Origin of the sequence: Rhodococcus sp. ARC_M5 (assembly GCF_022810405.1) — a bacterium.
GTDB lineage: Bacteria > Actinomycetota > Actinomycetes > Mycobacteriales > Mycobacteriaceae > Rhodococcoides > Rhodococcoides navarretei.
In genome coordinates, this window is sequence record NZ_JALGQE010000015.1 from 76,209 (window position 1) to 98,132 (window position 21,924).

Genomic DNA, 21,924 nt, shown 5'->3' on the forward strand with positions numbered 1-21,924 from the left:
CACTATGGAGCTACACGCGTTTTCACTGGTACAGTCCGCGTTTGTGATGGGTCTGCACAAGCTGACCGCTGGGGACGGGTACGAGTACCTGACCCGGCAGGTTGCGGCTGCCGATTCCACCGAGCGTGGGGCCTCCTCACTGGCCGATTACTACTCCGAAAAAGGCGAGTCACCCGGCCGCTGGGCCGGGGCCGGCCTCGCTGGTCTGGGGTCGGTCGCGGCCGGCCAACAGGTGTCCGAAGCGCAGATGAAGGCCCTGTTCGGTGAAGGACTGCACCCGAACGCGGACCTGATGTTCGAGCTGGCACTCGCCCACGGCGCGTCCCAGGCCGACGCCGCCCGGTCGGCGAAACTGGGCCGGGCGTTCAAGATCGACTCCGGAGCGACCGCGTATCGGGTGGCGTGCGCGGAGGCGTTCGTGGCGCACAATCTCGCACGCGGGCAGAAGTGGAACGCGGCGATCGACGACGCCGACCGCGCGCGGATCCGCACCGATGTCGGATCGAAGATGTTCGCAAAGGAGTACGGACGCGCTCCGGCCGACGAACGGGAACTGTCCGGGTGGGTAGCGAAGGTCGGCCGGCAGAAAACCAGCGCTGTAGCCGGTTTCGACTTGACGTTCACACCGGTGAAATCGGTGTCGGCATTGTGGGCGGTCGCCCCGCGCGAAGTCTCGCAACAGATCGAAGCCGCGCACGAGTCCGCGATCGCCGCCGCGGTGACGTACCTCGAGAAGCACGCGTGCTTCACCCGCGTCGGGACCGGGGGAGTGGCGCAAGTCGACGGCAACGGGTTGATCGCCGCACAGTTCACCCACCGCGATTCACGCGCCGGGGATCCGAACCTGCACACCCACGTCGCGATCAGCAACAAGGTCGCCGCCACGATGCCCGACGGCACCACCAAGTGGCTCGCACTCGACGGGGCCGCGTTGTACCGCAACAACGTTCCCGCCTCCGAGGTCTACAACACCGTCCTCGAAGCGCAGTTGCGTGAACGCATCGGCGTCCGGTTCACCGAGCGAGCGTCGACCGATCGCAGCAAACGTCCGGTCCGCGAGATCGACGGTATGGACACTCGTCTCGCCGAGCGGTGGTCCTCGCGCAGCGCCGCGATCAAACTCCGCACCGCCGAACTCGCGCGCGCCTTCCAGGCCGATCACGGACGTGAACCGACCGCCATCGAAGCGATCTCCCTCGCCCAGCAAGCGACGTTGGAAACCCGTGCCGCCAAACACGAACCGGTCTCGCACGCCGACCAACGCAGCGGCTGGCGAGCCGAAGCGATCGAGATCCTCGGCTCACAGAAGGCGCTGTCGGAACTGGTCTCGTCGATCACCGCGCACACCGCCGCCGAAGCGACAACGGACTTCGATCACGCCTGGGTGCGCGAGACCGCAGAACGCTCACTCGACATCGTCTCGCGGAAACGATCACGGTTCCTGCGCCACAACATTCGCGCCGAAGTCGTGCGGCAAGTACGCACCTTCGACCCACCGGCCGAGCGCATCGACGCACTCGTCGACGCGGTCACCGACCTCGCGTGCGGGGACGAGTTGTCGATCGACCTCTCCGGTGCCGCCGACACCGACCCCGCTGCCGATATCGCCCCGGATGTGATGCGCCGACGCGACGGTGCCGATGTGCACACCCGCCACGAATCGCAGTTGCTCACCACCGCAGCAGTACTCGACGCCGAAGCGCGCATCGTCGCCCTCGCCGGACGCACCGACGGTATTGCGATCGACGACAAGCACGTCGAGATTGCGTTGCTCGAATCCGCAGCAAACGGTCTCGACCTCAACGCCGGCCAGCGGTCGCTGGTACGTGCAATGGCGACCTCGGGAGCGAAAGTGCAACTCGCGCTCGCACCCGCAGGCACCGGCAAGACCGCGTCGATGAAAGCACTGACGACTGCGTGGCAGAACGCCGCCGGCCGCGTCGTCGGGTTCGCGCCGACCGCTGCCGCCGCCGCAGTCCTGCGTCAAGATATCTTGACGACTACCGACACGTTGGCGAAGTTCGTCGACATCACCCAACGCTTGCGCGAGGGCCGGTCGGTGAAAGTTCCGCAGTGGTACACCGACATCGGCGAGGACACTCTCGTCATCGTCGACGAGGCGGGCATGACCGGCACCCTCGATCTCGACGAAGCAATCACTGCACTCGTCGAGCGCGGTGCAACGGTGCGGTTGATCGGTGATGATCAACAGCTTGCCTCCGTCGCCTCCGGTGGTGTGCTGCGCGATATCCACGACCGCATCGGTGCGTTGTCGCTCTCGCAGGTCGTCCGGTTCCGAGACCCGGCCGAAGGTGCCGCATCGCTGGCGTTGCGTGACGGCGACGAGGCCGCGATCGGGTTCTACATCGACCACGGACGGGTCCATGTCGGGTCGATTGCGACGGTCACCGACGACGCCTATACCGCGTGGGCGGCCGATCATGCGGCCGGCAAGGACGCGCTCATGCTCGCCCCGACCCGCGAGCTCGTCGCCGAACTCAACACCCGCGCCCGCACCGACCGCCTCGCCGCCACCGGCAAGCGTGTCGGCCGGGAAGCTGTGCTCGCCGACGGGCTCATGGCCAGCGTCGGGGACGCCGTCCGCACCCGCTCGAACGACCGTCGCAACCCGCTCTCGCAGACCGACTGGGTCCGCAACGGTGACCGCTGGATCGTCGAGAAAGTCGGCCGGGACGGCTCGCTGCGGGTCCGGCATATCGAACTCGGACGCAGCGTCACCCTCGACGCCGACTACGTGCAGTCCGCCACCGAACTCGGCTACGCCGGAACCGTGCACTCCGCGCAGGGCTCGACCGCCGACACCTGCCATGTCGTGGCCACCGGCGACGAAACCCGCCAGCTCGCCTACGTCGGACTCACCCGCGGCAAGCAAGCCAACCACCTGTACTTGGCGACCGCGTCGGACGGCGACCTGCACACCGCGATGACCGAACGCGGAATGCTTCCCCCGACCGCGGTCGACGACCTCCGCGAGATTCTGCGGCGCGACGGCGCACAGGTCTCAGCGCACTCCACTCTCGCCGAAGCCGACGATCCGCACCTCAATCTCTCGCCGGCGGCGCGGGCCTACGACTACTCGGTGGCCACCGGCTCCGAAGTGCACCTCGGCCCGGAGGTGATGGACTCGATCGACGTCGCCGCCGAACAAGAAGCACCGGGTCTGACCGACGAGCCCGCATGGCCGACCCTGCGCGGACACTTGGCGATCCTCGGTGCACACGGACGCGATCCCGTCGAGGCGCTACGCAGCGCTGTCCGCTCGCGCGAACTCGATACCGCCCTCGACCGGGCCGCAGTTCTCGACTGGCGTCTGGACCCCAGCGGCAAGCATTCCTCCGCCACCGGGCCGCTGCCGTGGCTACCCGCCATCCCGACAGCAGTACACGATCTGCCCGAGTGGGGTGCCTACCTCGACGCCCGCCAGGAACTGGTGACGGCGCACTGCGCACGCATCGCAGCCGACGTCGCCACATGGACACCGACGACTGCACCGGTGTGGGCGCGCCCGCTGCTCACCGACGAACCCGACCTCGAACTGCTCACCGATCTCGCGGTGTTCCGCGCCGCACACGACGTCGACCCGGCAGACCGGCGTCCGACCGGACCCGAGCAACTCGCCGCCGCATCGGTGAAAGCGCAACGCAGCCTCGACCGCCGCGCCGCCGAAATGATCGACACCGGAAACGATGCAGTCGCCCGATGGCGTCCGTTCGTCGACGAACTCGACACCCACATCGCCCGCGACCCGTACTTCCCGATCCTCGCCGACCGACTCTCCGCCGCCGCACGCGCCGGAATCGAAGTCCACACCCTCGTCCGCGACTCACTCGCCACCTCGCCGCTACCCGACGAGCTGCCCGCTGCCGCACTGTGGTGGCGACTGTCCGGTGAACTCTCCGTCGCCGCGCTCGACGCCGACACCGACGGCGCAGTCCTCGAACCGTCCTGGGCACCGGTACTGACCGAACTGCTCGGCTACACCGCCGCCGTGCGGGTGATGTCCGATGCGGCGTGGCCCTCGCTCGTGGCGACCATCGACGACGCCGACCCGACCCTGTGGACCCCGGGACAGTTGCTCGGCACCGCGTACGAGTTCCTGCACGGCGGCATCGACCCCGTCGATCACGGTGTCACCCTGCCCGCCCACGAACTCGCCACCGCCCTGACGTGGCGGGCCGAGATGCTGGTGCGCGAGAACCACCTCGCCCGCACCTACACCCCACCCACCGCCGAACCACTCTCGATAGAGGACGAAGAAGCCGTCCCCATCGTTGACGACGCGGTCTCCGACACCATCGGCGGTGAGCTGCCCGACGAGTTCGTCATCCCGGCACCACTACCCACCCAGGCTGCCTCGACCGACACCGTCGTCGACGGCTCGACCCCCGCAATCCCGGTCGACGCAGACGCCGACTACCTCGCCTCCCTCGCCTCCCTCGACGCCCCCGTCGACTACGACCAAGCACCACCGCCGGAATACGACGGCGGCTACGACGACGAGTACACCGGACTCGACCCCGAGGCCGACGCACCACCACTCGACATCGAGGTCGCCACGTTCGAGGCCGGTACCGACGACGCCGAAGCCGACGTGTGGGATGCACTGCGCTCGCAGATCGAAACGATCGAGCTGCCGTACCCGACGGTCACCACCGACGAACGAGTCCGCCTGCTCACCGCAGATCTCGATGACGCCAAAACCAGATACCGGGAGCTGCGTAGTCGGATCTCCGACGGCACCAGCCCCGCACAGTTCCATGCCCGCACGATGCTCGCCGAGCTGCAGGAGCGAGCAGACAGGCAACGCCCCGCCCGCATCGCCATGCTCGACACCCGCCAGGAGTGGACCGACCGCGAGTTCGAGGCCGAAGCGCTCTGGCATCACATCGATACCGTCATCCGGCCCGCCGTTGCCGCTGGCGTCGCGGCTGCCGGGGACGACGACGATGCCCGCGCCCTCGCTCAGCGCGGTCTGGACTGGGAGATCTGGCGTGCCGGATTCGTCGACGACACTGCGACCGCCGCCCGCGCCCGTGCACACGCCGCCGCCGCGGAGTACGAGCGCGTCACCGCCGGGGACGGGGGAGAAGTCACCGCCGTCGACGTCACCACCGCACGCCTGGCAGCCGAGAGCATCGACCTCGCCGCGCTCGCCGAGCTCAAGGCCGACGTCGACCGCACCGAAGCGATGCTGTGGCGGGCCGAACAGGCAGCCGTGCGTGCAGCGATGACCGACACTCCGACCTTGACGCCGCACGCGCAGCCCTCCGTTGAGGCTGTCGATGCACCAGCAGCCGACGCAGTCGAGCAGCTTGAGCAGACGGCCCCGACAGGGCTGGCAGTAGAGGACTCCACCGAGCCTGCACCCGATTCTCAGCCTGTGCTCTCGCCGGCCGATGCCGCTCTGCTCGCGAAGATGGAACAGGACCCGATCCGGTTCGTCTCGGACTCCGAGCTGACTGCGTTCGTCGACCGCGCCGGACGCGGACGCACCGAACCGACCGTGGTGGCCGACACCGAGAAGCTGTATGCCCGACTCGACGAGCAAACCGCGGCGATCGCAGCAGCGCGCGAGATCGCCGGCGAACTACGTCGTATCTCAGCGCAATACGAGGCCGCACATACCGAGCACACGTCGCTCACCGAGCAGCTGTCGATCGCGAAGCGACGCGAACGTAAAACCCTCGAACCCGCAGTCGACGACGCACGCTTACGCGAAGAACGCCTCGCCCGCCAGGTACGAGACACTCAACGCGCCGCCCGCGACGCCACCGGACGTGTCCAGGCCGATACCAGCGAATGGCCCGCGATCGTTGAGCGTGCCGCCGACCCGGACCGCCGCACCGCAGACCTCGCCGCCGCCGCTGTCTTCGACACTGCCATCACCGAACAAGGTCGACGCCTCCGTGCAGTGACGCTGGCCAGCGACCGGCACGCTTCCGAACAACGCATCCGAGCATCTCTCGGGACCGGTAGAACGGTCGAGGCAACCCCCATCGACGGGGTCACTGACCAGCGCGTCCCCCTTGTCGAGTCCACTGATCCCGAGACACAGCAGAACATTGCACGCCTGCTGGCAGATGCGCCAGGCCCTGGACAGACCCAGGGCGCTCCGGAGGCTCGGTATCCGTCGTTCCAACCCGATCCCGCGACGGAGGAGCGCCGGATCGACCGCGATCACGGACTGTAATCACACCGCCATATGCCATGTTCCGACTGTGGACAAGGGCCGCTTCGAAGCCTTGTCTGCGCTTCTCCACATGAGCTGTTCGGTCTGGCGTTTTTCGGTAGTCAGCGCTGGCCTGTAGCGCATTCATGGTTCGATGCATCAGGCGTCGCAGACGCATCGCCCCGGCGGTGCCCGTGAGCCGATAGACGTGTGAGTGGCTCCACGGACCTAGGCCGGCCGGGGTCGGCGTTCCCTCAGCGTTGAGCATCGCAGCAATCCGCCGGAAGGAAATCCCGAGGTCGCGAAGCTGCAACACACGGAGCAACACCTCAGGTGGGCACAGCATCGGCCGGCCCCGCCCGCGTGTTCCTTTCGGCGGTCGGACAGAGCTCATGACGGGTCGCCGCGATCGAAGAACGCGCGGACCATGTCGCGCAGAATCCGAAGCACGGACCTGGCGCGCACGGCATGGTGGGGTCGGCCGAACAGGTCGACCACGACGACGAACCACAGCAGCAGTGCGACAATCAGTAATGGCAGATCAGCAGTGAAGGTGAACACGAGTGTCTCCGTGGATAGGTTTCCACGGGACTGCGCGTCAGAAGTCAGGCGCAGGCCAGTCCCGTAGGCGATCGATGGCTGGTGATCGACCTACGGTTGGGGCCACGCGTGATGTGCGGGGTTCTGATAACGGTGCGTCCGGGTGGTCCTCCGGGCGCGTGATAACTCCTGGTGGCGGCGCGTAGCCGCTCGGTGGCCTCCAGCTCCGCGACCAGGCGCATGACTGCGTATGTGAGCTTGGTCGGCCGTTCTTCTGTGGCCCGCTTCTGCTCGAGCAACGAGCCCCGCTCGTGAGCTTCGCGGATGGTCGCAAGGATTTGGTCGTATCGAGGGCGTACCGAGCTGTTGAAGACAGCGAACACGCCACGCAGCTGTTCCTGAATGCGGGAGGAATCGTGCGCGGATGCCATGACTTCGACAGTAGCGGTGGCCGCTGCGTGTATCGCATATTCAGGGCGGAACGAAATTCCAGTGAAGTCTGCGGACCGCCTCAGTACGTTGGCCGTTGTACTCTCTGTGCCCCATTCTCATGATCGGATATCCATGAACCCACAGGAGGTCGCCGACGCGGAGTATCGCCTCGTCGAAAACGCGATGGCATTTTTACGACGGTCGGTGCTGGGCATGAGCAATGCAGACGCCCACAGCGATGTCACGAAGGAGACGTCATTCGCCATTGTCGATCTGGCAATCGCAATCGAAGTCTTGCTCAAAGCGCGACTCCTGCGCCACGACTGGAAACTGTTGTGCACCAAAAAAGGTCTCGATGAGGAGCAGCTATCTCGAACCGTATTGGACGGGACGGCTCACACCGTCGGTCCCGATGCTGCTCTGACCCTGCTGAAGAATGATGTCGGCCTCGATCTTGAATCCGACGGACACGCGGCGTCGGCGCGGCAGGTCGGTGGGCTTCGCAACCGAGCTGTTCACTTCACCCTGACTCAGGGAGTGCGGCCCATCGCGGTCAAGGCGTCCTACGGTAAAGGCCTGCACTTCGTCCTGTGGTTCCTCGACCGCGAATTTCGCGGAAACCAGGTTGCTGACGACCTGGTAGAGGACGTTATCGAACAGCTAACCGACGTCGTCGGCCGCATCGACGAGCTGGTCAAGGCACGCAAGGGGAAAATCCAAGATGATCTCGACGCCGCCGATGTCTGCATAGAGTGCCCGCGCTGCCAACAACAGACGTTGATGCTGACCGCGGACCACCAGGTGCAGTGCGCGTTCTGTCTTTGGAAGCCTGCCGACCCCACCGTTGCGGCGGAAGAATACGTCGAGAACGTTCTCGGAGTAAGCCATCGGACCGTCCAGCAAGGAGGCGAGTGGCCCGTCTCGATATGTGTCGCCTGCTCTGAGAAAGCACTGATCGAAGGCATCGAAGAGACGTACAGACGAGCAGATCCCATGGACGCTTTCCCGTGCGACGGTCCGGTGCGCCCTCACTGGGGTTGCTTCGGCTGCGGAATGACCGCGGGCTACCAGGAGATCGATCGTTGTACCCGTTGTAACGAGCCAACCGTGGAGGGCGGCGACGGGGTATCGATGTGCGCCGATTGTTGGGGCATGGTCTTGGAAAGCGAGTAGCGACTTAAACCTGCGCTACTCCGTGCCCGTTCGCGCGGGCGGGTACCAAAGCGTGAGCTGCCGCTGGCCCGGTTCGACAGGTCATCCGACCCCGGTGTCAGAACCTTGGCACCCTCCCCGTGCTGCGGCCCAGTCCTTCCAGCGGTGAACGCCGTACGGCTACGGGCAGGGTCTTAGAACCACCGGGTTGATTGGGTGCAAGATATAGGGCTCCACGAAGCAGTCATGTATAGAACCCAATACACGGTAGGGTGAAGTTCCCATCTCCAAGGACGACTGTCACGGCGCTACGCCGGGCTCCGATCTGGAGAATCTCCTATCGAAGGAATGAACCATGCCACTGGCAAAATTCGCGCCTCCCACACGTGTGGACGAGCCCGAACCTGACATTCTCACGCGCGGGCAGGCCGCATCCCGCTTGGGCATTGCGATGGGGGCGGTCGACAAGCTCATCGCCGCCCGCGTCTTGGAGACGTCCATCCGAGCTGAGGTGGTCCAACGTCTCGAACGGCGCAGCTACCTCGTAGTCGAAGCAGGCGAGCTGACGGTCCTGCGGACAGATGCTCGGAAACCGGCCTACCCCGGCGAGGACCGCCGCTGGATCGGTTTCAGCACCGAGCATTCCCCGGAGGAGCTTGATGCCACCAGCCTTCGCTGGTGGCGTTCACACCCGAGAAGAGTGATCGACAACGAACTGTTCGTCGTCACCGTCGCGACTGTCCCGGTCGCCGTGTACAAGATCGAAGGCGTCGAAAACGAACAAGTACGTCCCGGAGAAGACAAGCCCCGGTTTCACTACCGCGGCACCCTGTTGCACCGTGTCTACCCAGGCCTGGTGGACCGGCCTCTCAGTCCGGCGGTCCCCGTCCAGTACAAAGATCGAGTGCGACAGATCATGAGCAGCAGAATCAAGGTCGTCAGCGGAGGACCCATCGGCTACCTGAATGCCGGATCATGACCAGCGGCGGTCCGGGCTCGACCGGAGGCGTGGATCGGGACACCTCAGTTGACATCCTGGCGGACGATGCGGTCCGTCGTATGAGGGTGGGCGAGGCGATCGTCGCGGTGATCGGTCTTGTGCTGCTTGCGATTGCGTTCTGTTTGGGTCGCCTCTACGAGGTTCCTGGTCCGTTGGAGTTCTGGAAAGTCACCGCGCAACCTTTGGCTGTTGTCACGGCGGGTCTCTTCGCGATCAGCGCAGCCGTGGTGACTTTCATTGCGTACCGCCGCACCAGTGACTCCGCGGCTCACTCCGCGAACCTTCAACGCGAGAAGGAGATCAGAGCCGAGGCGCTGGACAGATGTTGGGAGAGGTTCCGGTTCATTTTTGAAAATTCCGAGACCGAGGGAGGCGACGACCCGAAGTTGCCCCCGGAGGTCATCTTCGAGGTGGTCGATTTGCTGGGGGATGAGGCTGAGAAGCTCAAGGATCAGGTGCTCGTTCAGTTCATAGCTCAATGGGGGGAGTACTACGCCGACGCCCACCTCCTCGCATCCACAGCTCCCGACGATCCGAGCTGACGTGCATTTTTGGTGCACCAAGCGCACACTGAACTGTGTAACGCGGGAAACCGTAGGGAGCCGACGACGATGACGAACTTAGAACAGCGCATTCACGACCTACCGCCTGACCGCTTCGCGCGCAGCGCACACGCCGCAGCGAAGCTGGCCGTACGGTCCGCGAAGCGTGCGGGCAAAGAACCCCCAGCAAGCGCACTCTGGCTCCTGAAACAGTCGCCTGAACAATTGCAAGCCCAGCAACAGAGGCGTCTACAGGAAGAGTCCACTGAGCGTGAACAGGCGGGACCGGTCGACGATGTCGCGGCATTCGTGGGCGCGCTGACTCGACGTTGCAGCGTTGTTGGTGCAAGCAAGGATCGCGTGCCAGATGGTGAAACACTTCACGCCGCTCAGGATCTGATCGCAGCCCGAACAACACTGGTCCATCTGGACGGTGATGCGCTGTTCGTACCCCCGGCTGGCAAGGCGGTTTTCATCAGCGCCGAAAGCGGTGAGATTCGTCCGGGCGCAAAAAAGACATGGAAGGTGCCAAGCTTCGAGGCCATGGCCGGTGACCAGACTGCGCACGAGCCAGAAGGAACGTTGCACGAGAGCCCTGCATCAAAAGGGCAGCGCCGGTAGCTTACCGAAAGCGGGTAGAACAGACGGTCCGTCAAGATATCTTGACGGACCGTCTGTTCGTAGTTCCTCTGCTCAGTCCCCCGCGCCGTAGTCGTGGCCTCTTTCTGTCCCATGTTCGGGCCCGGATTCAGGAGCTTGGTTGCCGGCACCGTTCCAGGGTTTGGCCGTTCCAGGGTTGTCGTCCACCGCGCGCAGGAAGTTGCCGGGCCGGGTTGATGTGTCGCCCGATCCCAACTGTCCGTCCGCGACCGCACTCTGCGCGGCCGCAAGCTGAGCAGCAATTGCTTTGTCGTGCATCATCGCTCGTACATCATCGGCGCTGCCCATTCCGAGGTCTTCGACGAGGGCGGGGGTCGGGTTGAGCATGAGCGACCACTTGGGCTCACGGCCTTTCGCTGCGGCACGTTCGGCGCGTGCAGCATCGCGGGCGAGGGCTTCGGGGCTGGTCTCGGCCTCCTTGATCTCGCGCCGCAGACGAGCGACTTCGTTCGAGAGATCCTTGAGCTGAACCGCTTTCGGGAAGTCCGAGAGCTCGACGAGTTCGAGGTCGTCGAGGCGTTGCTCGTCTCGATCAAGGGAGCGTTCGGCCTTGGCCAGGTCGGTGTCGACGGTGTACGCCATGTTCTCCACCCGCGTGAGCAGCCCGAAAGCGTGCTGGCTGCGGTCACTGTCCCCGATCTTCGGGTGTAGGTCGCGGGCTTCGATCACTTTCGTCGACGACCCGAGTCCGGAGAACGACAGATACAGCGCACTGTCCTGGGCGGGACGGGAGGCCTCGATCGGGAATCCGCTCATCTCCGCGATCACCACCGTCTTGGTCAGCCCTTCGCCCTTCAGGAACCGATAGCTGGTCTGCAACGCCATGGCCATCGCATTCGCGGCGTCGCTGCGTTTGTCGTAAAACACCCCGCGAATGGTCATGCCGGGCCACTGCTCGACCTCGCGCCGGCCTTTGAGCACCGGTGCCGCCTCGGCCAATTGGGCGACCCGCTGACGCGTGCGGGGTACTTCGCGGCGCAACCGGTCGCGGTCACGCTCGATCGAACGTTGCTCGGCAAAATGCGAATCTGCCTCGGACTGAAGCTCCTGGAGCTGGGAGTCGAGCTCGATCTGCTGGATGTACCGATCGTCGCCGGTGGCAAGGGCCTTGGTCATCGCCGAGTTCTCGGCAAGCGAATCGCTGTCGAGGTCCACCACCCGCCGCATCGAGCGATCCGCTCTCTTGAGCTGCTCGATGAAATGCGCCTTGCGGTGCACGGTCTGCCACATGACGGTGTCGAAGGTCTTCTCGGCGACGTAGTTGAACACCTTCACGTGCGCGTTCTGGTTGCCCTGCCGGATGATTCGGCCCTCGCGTTGTTCGAGGTCGGCCGGTCGCCACGGCACGTCGACGTGGTGCAGCGCGATCGCACGGTCCTGGATGTTGGTGCCGGTTCCCATTTTCTCGGTGGACCCGAACACCACCGATACCTTTCCGGTGCGGCACATCTCGAACAGGCGGGCCTTCTCCGACGGCTTCGGGTAGTCATGGACGTAGGCGATCTGAGCGTGCTCCATTCCGCTGGCGAGCAACTCTTCGCGGATCCCGTCGTAGATCGACCACGACCCGTCGGCTTTCGGGGTGGAGCGGTCGCAGAACACGATCTGCAACGCACCCGGTGTCGGGTGGGGTTCGCCGGATGAGTCGAGGTAGGTGTTCTGGCTGGAGTCGTCGTGCACGTCCAGGATTCGTTGCGCGACGATGTGCGCACGGGAATGCTCCGGCGGTGCCGGATCGAGGTGCGCGACCCTGGGGTCGAGGGTGGCGTTGCGGCCGTCGTTGGCGATCTTGAGCGCATTGTCGATATCCGGGCGTTTGGCGTCGGCATGGTCGGCGCGATACCCGAGGTCGGCGATGAAGTCCTGCACTTCGAGCGCAGGGGTGAAGGTGACGTCGGTGTTGCGGCCACCGTCCTTGACGGGCAGGTTCGCCGGTACCTGATCGCGGGTGACGGCATCGGTGTAGACGCTGGTCATCCCGATGAGATCACCGACGTTGGTGAATTCCCCGACCCGGGTCACTGCCCGCAGTCTCGATCCGGACGAGTTCAGCTCGACCCGCTCGACGGTGTCGGTGAACGTTGCTCCCCAGTCGTTGATCTGGGCGACCCCGGCGTCCTCGAGGAGATCCGGACGCAGGTAGTGCTGCATCACCCACAGCTCGGCGAGGGAGTTCGCGACGGGGGTGCCGGTGGCGAACGTGGCCACGCGTTCGACGTACTCCTCCGGCGGGATGCCCTTGGTGATCGCTTCCTCGCGGCGCATCGACCTCAGATAGTTCAGCTTGAGGTCCATGTCGGTGGCCCGGTGCGAGCCTTCGTTGGCGAGCTCGGTGACCCCGGACGCGCGGGCGAGGTTCTTGAACTCGTGTGCTTCGTCGACGAAGAGGTAGTCGCAGCCCGACGCCTCGAACGTCAGCCCTCGGTCCTTCCCTGCCTGTTCGAGCGCGGTTTCGAGTTTTTCTTCGAGCCTGGTCTTCATCGCTTCGAGTCGTTTAATGGTCAGATCCGACGTCGCGTCGACCAGCGCTGCATCGAGGTCGGCGACTTGGGTGCGGATGTATTCGGCTTTGGTGCCGGGATCGACCCCGATCGAGGAGAACGCCGACCGCGGGACGATGACCATGTCCCAGTCCTGCGAGGCCGACTGTGCGACGAGCAATCGGCGCCCTTCGGCGTCGGTGGCCGCCGATCCGGACAGGATTCGCGCGCCGGGATACCACTGGCCGGCTTCGCGGACGACCTGGTCGATGATGTGGTTGGGCACCACCACCCAGGGCTTGTCGGCCAGCCCGAGGCGCTTGAGCTCCATCGCGCCCATGAGGATGGTGCCGGTCTTGCCGGCCCCGACGACGTGATCGAGCAGTACCGTCGGCTCGGAGACGATCCGTGCGGCGGCGTTGCGTTGGTACGGGTACGGCGAGTACTTCTCACCCAAGCCCGGGAAGGCCATGTGTGCACCCGAATGCACCGGCGCGACGAGGGAATTGAACTTGTCGTTGTAGATGTCGAGGAGCTGTTCGCGGCGCACCTCGTCGGCGTGCAGCGCCCACTGCCCGAACTCCTGGGCCAGACGTCGCGCCTTGGACTGGGCGGCGCGGGTTGCGGCATCGTGCACCGTCGGCGCGCCGGCACTGTCACGGAACTCTTTGGAGCTGGTGATCTCGATCGGGTCGCTGTTGAGCAGATCGGTGAGCATCGCGGGCCAGCCGTAGTCCCCGGCGCGCATACCGGCGTTGCCGATACCGCGGTCTTCGGCCGGGCGGTGCTCGAAGTTGTATTTCGTCGACCATGATCCGCGTTTGGGCACCAGACCCCACTTGAGGTCCTGTTCACCTGCACCCGGATAGTGATCGACCGCCACGGTCCATCGCCCCGATGCCCGTTCGATGGTGACCGGGACATCTGCCGGTACCTCGAAGGTCTCGCGGACGAACTGGGTGTAGGTCTCGATCGGCACCCACGGAGCACCGAGAGCGACATCGACATCGGTCTTGCGCGGCGGGATGACCGCGGTCAATGCGTCGACGTTGGCTTGGTAGCGGGGATCGAGGGCGGCGATCTCTTCGGCGTCGGCGAGCTTGGTGCGGACATTGCCCGACAGATAGCTCGATGACGACACCCACCGTGCCGGGTCGGTCAGAGTGCGGAAAGCGCGTCCTTCCATCTGGGTCTCGGCGTGCTCGACGGTGGTGCCGAGCAGTTCGGCGATCCGCCCGACATCGAGGCGGGCCTGTTCGTCGAGGCTGATGGCCATCGCCTCGTCGACCGTCTCGGCGTGGCTGCGCAGCTCACGCGAATGCAGAACGTCGGTGTGGAAGATCGCCGCCTTGCGGGCGGTCATGGTCTCCTCGTCGAAATGCTCGAGGGAAAGCACCGCAGCGAACGTCGGATCGGTGCGTAGCGCTTTGCCGAGGTGGCTCTGCAGCTTGGTGGGCTGTCGGGGATTGATCCACGCATCGTCGGACAGTCGGTCGTAGACGTCCTCGGGAATATCACCGGCATACGGGTCGCCGGCGACCCCTTCGTCCTTGCGCCATGTCTCGATCGACTTCGCCAGAGCGGCGTCGTGCTGCGATTCGGTGAGGTCCTTGGGTATCGACATCTTGAACCGGTTGATCGGGCCGTAGCGGGCAACGTATGCGTCGTACTGCTCACCCAGGATCTCCCGCAAGGCCTGCCGTTGACTGAGGTCGGTGGGGCCGCGTTGCGCGTCGATCAGGGCGTGGGTGGTGTCGCGGAGCGCGAGCAGCTCGCCCCATTCGGCGACCTGCTTGGCTCCACGAGTGTTCACCGGCTCCCAGTCGCGCGAGTTCCAGCGTTCGATGGTCTCCATCTGCGCGTCGTGCCGCAGCGTTCCCACCGCCAGCTCGTCCTCGGCCGGTCCGTTCCCGATCGCCAGCAGTCCGCGCTCGAAGTCCTCCCGGGTCGGGCCGAGGGTGTCGCGCCACGATGCGGTGAGCCCGAGCCCGTCAGCCTTCGCGACATCGACGATCGCGGTGAGCCGATCCTCGACCAGTGAAGCGAGGTCGACGTCGCTGTCGGTCGCGTCGACGGACAGAGTCTCGTTGCCGTACTGGCCGTGCCCGACCCGTAGCTCACCGAGCACCCACTCGGGGTGGTCGGTGTAGACGGCATTGATCGGCACACCCTTGTCCTCGCCGACATCGTCGAAGGCGGTGGCGTTCTCGAGCTGCAGGAACCGCTCGGTCAGCGGCGCAGGCTTCACCCCGTCAGCGCGGCGACGCAACACGAGAATGTCGGTGACGACCTCCGTCCCGGCGACGCGGCGGAACGCGTTGGACGGCAACCTCACTGCCCCGACGAGGTCGCCGAGGGCGGCGATGTCGCGGCGGGCCCGCTGGTTCTGGGCGTCGAGGGTGAAGCGGGAGGTCAGGACGGTGACATAGCCGCCGGGGGCGGTCATCGCCAACGATTTGACGATGAAGTGGTTGTGGATCGAGTGCTTGGCCTGATTGTGGACCGGGTCGTAGAGCCGGTAGTCCCCGAACGGGACGTTGCCGATCGCCGCGGTGAACGAGCTCGCCGGTGCGGTGGTCTTCTCGAATCCCTCGGCGCGGATCTGCGCCGACGGATTCAACGCCGCGGCGATCGCGGCAGTGGTGGCGTCGAGCTCCACCCCGACCATCTGCGCCGAGCCGGGGGAGTGGGCGATGAATGTGCCCGACCCGCAACCCGGTTCGAGAACGCGGCCGCCGGTGAACCCGGCCCGGATCGTCGCCTTCCACATCGCCGCAGCGATGGCCGGGTCGGTGTAGTGAGCGTTGAGGATGGTCCGCTGCGCCTGCGCCCACGCTGAGTCGTCCAGCAACGAGCGGATCTGCTCGCGTTTGGCCGCCCAATCGTCGCGGCGCGGGTCGAAGACCTGAGGGGTTGCACCCCAACTCGACCAACGGGCCAGTACTGCTTGCTCGTCGGCGGTGGCATATCGATCCTGCGCGGTCACAGCGGCCAGCACGCGCAGGGCGTCGATGTTCGCTGCCACACGGGCTTTGGCTCCGGACGGCACCAGAATCTCGGTGCCGGGCCGGAAATCCACGGGCTCGACATTCCACAGTCGCTCGGCGACCGTCTGCGTGTCGACCGCCATCCCTTCGGTGGTGTCAGGGACTGCGGTAGTCGCTGCGGGATCGGGTGTCGGTTCGACTGTGGGGGAGTCGGTCTCGACGCTGAGTGGGGGAGTGCTCTGCGCGGCGAGGAGTTGGTCGACGCGGCGACCGTCGACGGCGATCAGGTGCCGACTCTGGTTGCCGTAGCTCACCGCTGCAGCGTGATCGTCGGGCCCGAGAGTCTTCTGATTCTCTTCCGGAATCAGCGACACATCGCCTGCGCGGCGCAGCTCCATCAGTGCATCGGTGACCTGGTCGGCGGTCAGTGTCCCGTCGAGGTCGGCGCGTATCCGCGCCAGCCGCACGTACGCTTCGTCCTCGCTCGCGAGCCGGCCGTAGGCGTCGCGTACCAGCTCCGTCGCGGACGGCGGCAGTGCCGGGCTGTCGGCGGCGGTGTCCGGGGCGACCTCCGGTGTGGGCTGGAGCTCGCGCCCCTGTCGGGATGCGGCGTCGGCGGCGAGGATCTGGGGATCGACCGGTGCCGGTAGCGGTGTGCCGCCGACATCGACGGCAGTGGGGTCGATCGGTGCGGCCCCGTCGGCGTCGAACGAGAACAGATCGAGCTGGGCGTCGGATTCGCTGCGGCGGTTTACTTTCCGCTTGCCGCGTGCTCGGCCACCCTCTCGTCGAGCAGGCTCGTGAACGACGGATACAGCAGGTGCTCGGTCGACGTCGGGTAGGGCTGGTCGTCCTCCATCCTCGCCGCCAGCAGGTGCACCGCGTAGTACTGGAACCGACTCGGCTTGTCCTTCCACAACAGCCGCATCAGCCGCCGAGTCGACTCGATCGGGTCCTCGCAGTTCAGCGGGTTGCGCCACCGCTCCGGATCGCTCTTGTGGACCTGGATCCGTGCCCGATCCCGTTCCGCTTCGGCTTCCGGGCTCTCCTGATCCGGCGGGTAGGCCTCCATCTCCTTCGGGAGCTGGTTGTAGATCTCCTCGTTGATCACGAAGTCCGTCGCCTGCGCCCAGGCCTGGTTGATCAACCCGACCTTCTCCATGTACGGGGGCGGTTGGCCGTTGTCGCGCATATAGTTCCGCAGCACTTGCTGTTCCATGTTGATCTTCATGTTGTCGATCCGCTCCGCGATCCGCTCGCTCTCGCTCTCGAGGAACGCCTGCTGATCGGTCGGGCTCAACTCCGGCGGCAGCCCCTGATGCTGGAGGTAGAGCTTCATGATGTCCTGCGTTATCGGGTCGATCATGGGTGTCACTGTCCTCTGTCTCGGCGAACAAATCGAGTTGGAAATTGTCGGAATCTTTGGCCACAGCGTGCGCTCCTGAAGATGGGCGAGAGGTGTATGCGACCCGCGCAACCCGAGACCGGGTGGGGGTCGTTAACGTCGTCGTCGGCTGGAGGCGCAATCTCCGGCCACAAAGGGCCCTGGTGGGTCATGCAGGACCCACCAGGGCTTCTGGCTGTTTCGGGTCAGGGGTTGTGTCAGGTTTTTCAGCCGGTGAGCTCGTCGAACCAGCCGGCCGGGGCCTGCACCAGGTTCAGCCGAATCGGCGGCGTCTTCTGATGAGAGTCACGGCTGCACAGGTACATCGGGCCGTGCTCGGCATCGAGCATCGTGCGTAGCTGCGGGTCGGCGTGATGAACCCACCACCCCGACATCGCGGCCCCGTCCTCGGCCGCGGACGCTGCCTCCCATGCCGTCCACAGTGCGTGCAGACGCACCACGACCTCGGGATGCTCGAACCACCGTGGGCAGAACACCCGGTTCTTCCCGGCAGACGACGAGAGCTTGCGAGCCACGATCGCCGACAGCCACGTCTCGAACCAGGCATCGAAGCTCGCGAACTTCGTCGACGCAGCCTTCTCGGGAACCGAATCGGAATCGGAGTTGTCGGGATGGTCGCCGGGGAAGTTCTCGTCAGGGAAGTCGTCGTCAGCGGTCACAGGAACGGCTCCTCGTCGACGTCGTCGATGGTGGCGGTGGCGTGTACTCGATCGGGGACGTGGATCTGCTCCTTGTCGGGGATGCCGTACATCGCGAACGAGGCATCGATCGCGTCGGCGTTGGGGCCGTCGGACCAATACATCTTTTTCACCAACACCGGTCGATTGCCCGAGATCTGCACCAGTGCCCGGGTTTTCGGGATCGCTGCGAGGTCGTCGACGGTAAGGATCGGCTCCTTGGACCAGGACTGCGACTTCGATGACGACCCACTGTCGAACACCCCGCCGCTGCGGGAGGCCGACCAGCGTTCGACGTCGTGATCACCGACGAGCGCCGACAGCTCGGAGAGAGTGTTCTTGTCCTTCACACCGCCGCCGTACCAGAGGAAGTTCGCGGCATCGAGGAGCTGCTTGACCCCGTCCTGCCCCCACACCTTCTGGGCCTGAGAGAGGTTCTGCACGATCGTCATCACGCAGATCCCTTGCGATCCGAGGTGGGAGTACCAGGCGGGGAGCTCGGGGAGTCGGCAGACGTTCGCGGCCTCGTCGAGGACGCCGAGCATCGGCACGGGAAGTCGCCCGCGCGGGCTGCGGCGAGCGACGCGCTGGGCGGCGTCGATGATCGATCCGATCAGCGCAGTGGTCAGCGCCGACGACGAGTCGGGGCCTTCTTTCGACAACGCATACAGCGTGTCGTTACTGGTGACGAAGTCCTCGACGACGAACTCGCGCATCGAGTGCGGGTACCGCACCGATCCACCGATCTTGGTGTCCGGTGCGCCCTCGAGGGAGATGTCGCGGCGGTTCGGTGGGAGAACCGAAATCGCGTAGGCCTGCTCCTCGAGCAGGCCGATGAATCGACGGGCCATGTCGTACAGGCCGTCTCGCTGGCGCGGGTTGAGTTCGCTGGTCGACTTGAGCCGGTTGGCGATGATGTGGTGGCCGTGGACCGCGAGTAGACGCTGGGGAAGTTCGTTCGCCTCGTCGGAGAGCCAGCCGTAGACGTGCAGCAGATCTCCGTCCGCACACGCCGCTGCGAGCATCATCTGCGCCAATAGCTCTTGCGCTCCGCCGTCGAAGTAGGCATCGACGCGGGCCGAATCGTCCTTCGATGCGGCAGCGAAGTAGGAGGCCAGTTTGCGGGCGTCCATGATCGTCTCGATCGCGCGCAGCGGGTTCCACCAGAATCTGTCGTCGCCGGTGCGGGGGCCTTCGGCGATCCCCTGTAGGTCGTACCGCCACACCGCGCCGAGCAACTCGCGGACAAGGCGGGTGAAGTCGTGCCCGTCACGCTTGTTCGAGGTGAACAATGCCGCGCCCGGTGCGGTGCACAGGGCGTCGATCGCCAGCGCCGCGGTCTTACCCATGCGAGGCCCGGCGAGGGCGAAGAGCATGTCCTCCCACGACATGTACACCCTCTGGTTGCCTTGGACGGTGCGGCCGACGATGACCCCGATGTCGGCGTCGTCCAGCGTGTCTCGGCCGGCGAGGTCCGGTCGCAGTTTCTTCGCTCGTTCGAGTGCCTGCTTGCCGGTCACTCCACTGAGCTTCGATGCGGGACCCATCAGTCGGGCCTTGGCGTCGACATCGTCTTTCTTGTCACTTCCGGCCGCGCGTGCCGCTGCGGCGACCCCGGTGAGACCGGAGGCGATGATCACCGTGATCACGAAGATCACCGTCGAGACGGTCGGCCAGGTGAGCTGTCCGCCGGCTACGGAGAACAGGGCAACGAACGGATTGCCGGGGATCTGCTGGCCGGTGTCGGTGAACGCGTTCCCGAGCCACAGCGACCCGTAAGCCAGGGCGATGAGCGCGATCGCGAGCAGGACTGCGATGAGAGGCAGCATCGACGAGGACGCGCCGGCACCCTGCGAGGTCGCCTTCTTCGTCACCATGCGTCCACACCTGTTTCGACGGCTGTGTCGACGCCACGGTCGATTTCGATGACGCGGGCGACCCGGTCGGTGATGTCGATGACCGAGTCCGACGAACGCTCCTGGCGCGGTGTGTCGAGCATCAGATCGGCCAGACGTAGCGGTTCGACGGCGGCGGAGGTGGAGGACACGTCGAGGGTGTGTTCGGCGATGTCGTCGAAGTCGAGGCCATCGAGCTCGGCAGGCAACTCCAGGACGTCCAGCGACAGACCCGGCCGGAGCGCCGCATCGTCGATACCGTTGTCGACCAACCGCTCCCGCCACGCATCCTCGTGCACCGCAGTGCGATCGACGGTGGCGTCCGCCCACTCCTGCTGAACGGGATCGGTGAAGGTCTGCGCGGTGATCAGCTCGTGCGCTACACCGGCCGCAGCGAGATATGCCGCCGCCCGCACCAACGACACGTCGGAATCGAGCAGCCCGAATGCTCGACTGTCACTGCGCGGCTCGTAGGAGTGCGACCGACTACGGATCTCCTCGCGGCGGACGTGCGCGCGATCGGCCAGGCTGCGGCGGCGGGCGGCAGCCAGAGTGGCGCGGCGACCGCGTTCGTAGGCGGCGGCAGCGATCTGCGAGCGGCGCTGCAGCTCCGCGATCGAGACAGAGCGTGTGGTCATCGACGTTCACCACCGTCGGTGGTGAACGAGATGTGATGAGTGCTCGGCGGGAGCGAGTGAGGAATCGACATGGAGGGCCTTCACTGGGAGCGTCGGCCAGCCCACAGCCAGAAGACACCGACACCCGAAAACGGTGTGGTGCAGCGCTGTTGCTGGATGGACGCTCGACCGTGACCCTCATCGACGGTCGAACGTGCTCACCATAACGCATGGCGCGGGTCTGTCGCAGCCTTCGGCGCTCGAATGACTCAGGGAGTGTCAGTAGACTTCGCGCATCTCGGTGAGGTGTCGTTTGAGCGTTTCGAGCTTCATGACGTCGGTCTGCAGCTTGGCGAACGCCCCGTGCAGAGTCTTCGTGTTTTCGCGGTCGTACGAGTGGAAAAGCGATGCGCCGCGAAGGTCGTCCCCGAGTGGGCCGTCCAGATCTTGCTGGGCCTCGTTGACGTCGAAACGGATCGCTTCGACCTCGGTCTCGATGGTGCGCACCCTTCGGTCGACGATTGCGAGCTGGTCGGTGTAGAGCTTGAGAAGCATTTGCTCGACCTGCGTCCAGCTCGGAGCATGAGCAACGTGCATGTAGATGTGTCCGCGCCGGGATCTCACCACTCCGTCGACCAGTGCGCGCGCAGCAACGAGTTCCTGCAAAACCTGCACCCGGACGCCGCACTCTTTCGCAGCGGACGACAAGGTGACGTACTCCGGGTTCTCGCGTGGGTCGACTTCATCGCTCGGCATGGGCAAGAGCGTACGCAGTGGCCCAGACGAATTCAGATTTCGCGTATGTGCGTGAGCTTCTGCGTGAATGTATTCAAGATTATCGGCCCTATTTATGCTATAATAAATAGATTGAGATAGTAATTCTAAAGCGTTTTCGACTTTGCATTTACCGCTCAAAATAAATTAGGAGGATTTCATTGAATAATGACTCGAGAGAAAAAGAGTAAGAGTTCTAAAGCGTTGACAGCGCTGTATAAAATCAGCATTTTAGTATGCAGTGCTGTGAATGCAATTGCGAACTTAGTCGAATACTTCGGCTAACCGGAGCGCTCCTGAAGGCTGCCCGTCTGGGCTGGGTGTCGCCCGGGAGAGGGATGCGACCCAACCTGGCGCACGTGCCGGTTGGGTCGCAACTTCGGTAAGAACCGCTCTACACGTATGGCCATAATCCGAGACAGAGGGACCAGGTGAACGAAACGCTCGGGTAAGTCCCGTGGGGTGGTGGACATTCGGTGAGGCGGCGTAGCCGCAGCTCGGGCGTGTCGTACCCGTGTTGTGGGTGGGCCATCGCGTAGTGATGAACGAGTTACCTCTCACAGTGACTCGACC

At 65.1% G+C, this 21,924-nt stretch carries 13 protein-coding genes; 5 read left to right on the forward strand and 8 right to left on the reverse strand.

Annotated elements, in window-relative coordinates:
* Window positions 1-46 precede the first annotated feature (46 nt).
* A complete protein-coding gene (mobF, locus tag MTX34_RS20315) occupies window positions 47-6,211 on the forward strand; it encodes a MobF family relaxase (RefSeq protein WP_243610583.1) in 6,165 nt (2,054 codons plus the stop codon).
* A gap of 369 nt (window positions 6,212-6,580) precedes the next feature.
* On the opposite strand, the gene MTX34_RS20320 is transcribed toward mobF, so the two are convergent.
* Both MTX34_RS20320 and MTX34_RS20325 read right to left on the reverse strand, forming a co-directional pair.
* The gene (locus tag MTX34_RS20320; RefSeq protein WP_243610584.1) at window positions 6,581-6,751 is read right to left on the reverse strand and encodes a hypothetical protein; all 171 of its coding nucleotides are present in this window, start codon (window positions 6,749-6,751) and stop codon (window positions 6,581-6,583) included.
* 44 nt (window positions 6,752-6,795) lie between these two features.
* On the reverse strand, window positions 6,796-7,161 hold the full coding sequence (locus MTX34_RS20325) for a hypothetical protein (protein ID WP_243610585.1): 366 nt from the start codon (window positions 7,159-7,161) through the stop codon (window positions 6,796-6,798).
* A 133-nt stretch (window positions 7,162-7,294) separates the two neighbouring features.
* Between MTX34_RS20325 and MTX34_RS20330 the strand changes: the two genes are divergently transcribed.
* The 4 genes from MTX34_RS20330 (at window position 7,295) to MTX34_RS20345 (ending at window position 10,477) form a co-directional block, all read left to right on the forward strand.
* Entirely contained in the window at window positions 7,295-8,335 is a 1,041-nt protein-coding gene (locus MTX34_RS20330) for a hypothetical protein (protein ID WP_243610586.1), read from the forward strand.
* Between the two features lie 334 nt (window positions 8,336-8,669).
* Complete coding sequence (locus MTX34_RS20335) at window positions 8,670-9,293, forward strand: hypothetical protein (protein ID WP_243610587.1); 624 nt, start codon at window positions 8,670-8,672, stop codon at window positions 9,291-9,293.
* Complete coding sequence (locus MTX34_RS20340) at window positions 9,290-9,856, forward strand: hypothetical protein (protein WP_243610588.1); 567 nt, start codon at window positions 9,290-9,292, stop codon at window positions 9,854-9,856. The genes MTX34_RS20335 and MTX34_RS20340 overlap by 4 nt, the downstream gene beginning before the upstream one ends.
* A 69-nt stretch (window positions 9,857-9,925) precedes the next feature.
* A complete protein-coding gene (locus MTX34_RS20345) occupies window positions 9,926-10,477 on the forward strand; it encodes a hypothetical protein (RefSeq protein WP_243610589.1) in 552 nt (183 codons plus the stop codon).
* Between the two features lie 72 nt (window positions 10,478-10,549).
* Here the strand turns inward: MTX34_RS20345 and MTX34_RS20350 are convergent, their stop codons facing one another.
* The 6 genes from MTX34_RS20350 to MTX34_RS20375 form a co-directional block, all read right to left on the reverse strand.
* Window positions 10,550-16,702, reverse strand: a complete 6,153-nt coding sequence (locus MTX34_RS20350) for a helicase-related protein (RefSeq protein ID WP_243610596.1) — start codon at window positions 16,700-16,702, stop codon at window positions 10,550-10,552.
* A 32-nt stretch (window positions 16,703-16,734) separates the two neighbouring features.
* Window positions 16,735-17,349: a hypothetical protein gene (locus MTX34_RS20355; protein ID WP_243610590.1), complete on the reverse strand. Its 615-nt coding sequence runs from the start codon at window positions 17,347-17,349 to the stop codon at window positions 16,735-16,737.
* A gap of 245 nt (window positions 17,350-17,594) precedes the next feature.
* Entirely contained in the window at window positions 17,595-18,047 is a 453-nt protein-coding gene (locus MTX34_RS20360; protein WP_243610591.1) for a DUF4913 domain-containing protein, read from the reverse strand.
* Complete coding sequence (locus MTX34_RS20365; RefSeq protein ID WP_243610592.1) at window positions 18,044-19,942, reverse strand: type IV secretory system conjugative DNA transfer family protein; 1,899 nt, start codon at window positions 19,940-19,942, stop codon at window positions 18,044-18,046. Before MTX34_RS20365 ends, MTX34_RS20360 begins: the two co-directional genes overlap by 4 nt.
* Window positions 19,936-20,598 carry a TraI DNA relaxase gene (locus MTX34_RS20370; protein WP_243610593.1) on the reverse strand — a complete coding sequence of 221 codons (663 nt, stop codon included), beginning with the start codon at window positions 20,596-20,598 and terminating at the stop codon, window positions 19,936-19,938. The genes MTX34_RS20365 and MTX34_RS20370 overlap by 7 nt, the downstream gene beginning before the upstream one ends.
* A gap of 258 nt (window positions 20,599-20,856) precedes the next feature.
* A complete protein-coding gene (locus tag MTX34_RS20375; protein ID WP_243610594.1) occupies window positions 20,857-21,333 on the reverse strand; it encodes a hypothetical protein in 477 nt (158 codons plus the stop codon).
* Window positions 21,334-21,924 lie beyond the last annotated feature (591 nt).

Excerpts from the sequence above, each read along its gene's own strand:
- mobF (WP_243610583.1), top strand. The coding sequence starts at position 47 with ATGGGTCTGCACAAGCTGACCGCTGGGGACGGGTACGAGTACCTGACC.
- MTX34_RS20325 (WP_243610585.1), bottom strand. The coding sequence starts at position 7,161 with ATGGCATCCGCGCACGATTCCTCCCGCATTCAGGAACAGCTGCGTGGC.
- MTX34_RS20330 (WP_243610586.1), top strand. The coding sequence starts at position 7,295 with ATGAACCCACAGGAGGTCGCCGACGCGGAGTATCGCCTCGTCGAAAAC.
- MTX34_RS20335 (WP_243610587.1), top strand. The coding sequence starts at position 8,670 with ATGCCACTGGCAAAATTCGCGCCTCCCACACGTGTGGACGAGCCCGAA.
- MTX34_RS20340 (WP_243610588.1), top strand. The coding sequence starts at position 9,290 with ATGACCAGCGGCGGTCCGGGCTCGACCGGAGGCGTGGATCGGGACACC.
- MTX34_RS20345 (WP_243610589.1), top strand. The coding sequence starts at position 9,926 with ATGACGAACTTAGAACAGCGCATTCACGACCTACCGCCTGACCGCTTC.
- MTX34_RS20355 (WP_243610590.1), bottom strand. The coding sequence starts at position 17,349 with ATGATCGACCCGATAACGCAGGACATCATGAAGCTCTACCTCCAGCAT.
- MTX34_RS20365 (WP_243610592.1), bottom strand. The coding sequence starts at position 19,942 with ATGGTGACGAAGAAGGCGACCTCGCAGGGTGCCGGCGCGTCCTCGTCG.
- MTX34_RS20370 (WP_243610593.1), bottom strand. The coding sequence starts at position 20,598 with ATGACCACACGCTCTGTCTCGATCGCGGAGCTGCAGCGCCGCTCGCAG.
- MTX34_RS20375 (WP_243610594.1), bottom strand. The coding sequence starts at position 21,333 with ATGCCGAGCGATGAAGTCGACCCACGCGAGAACCCGGAGTACGTCACC.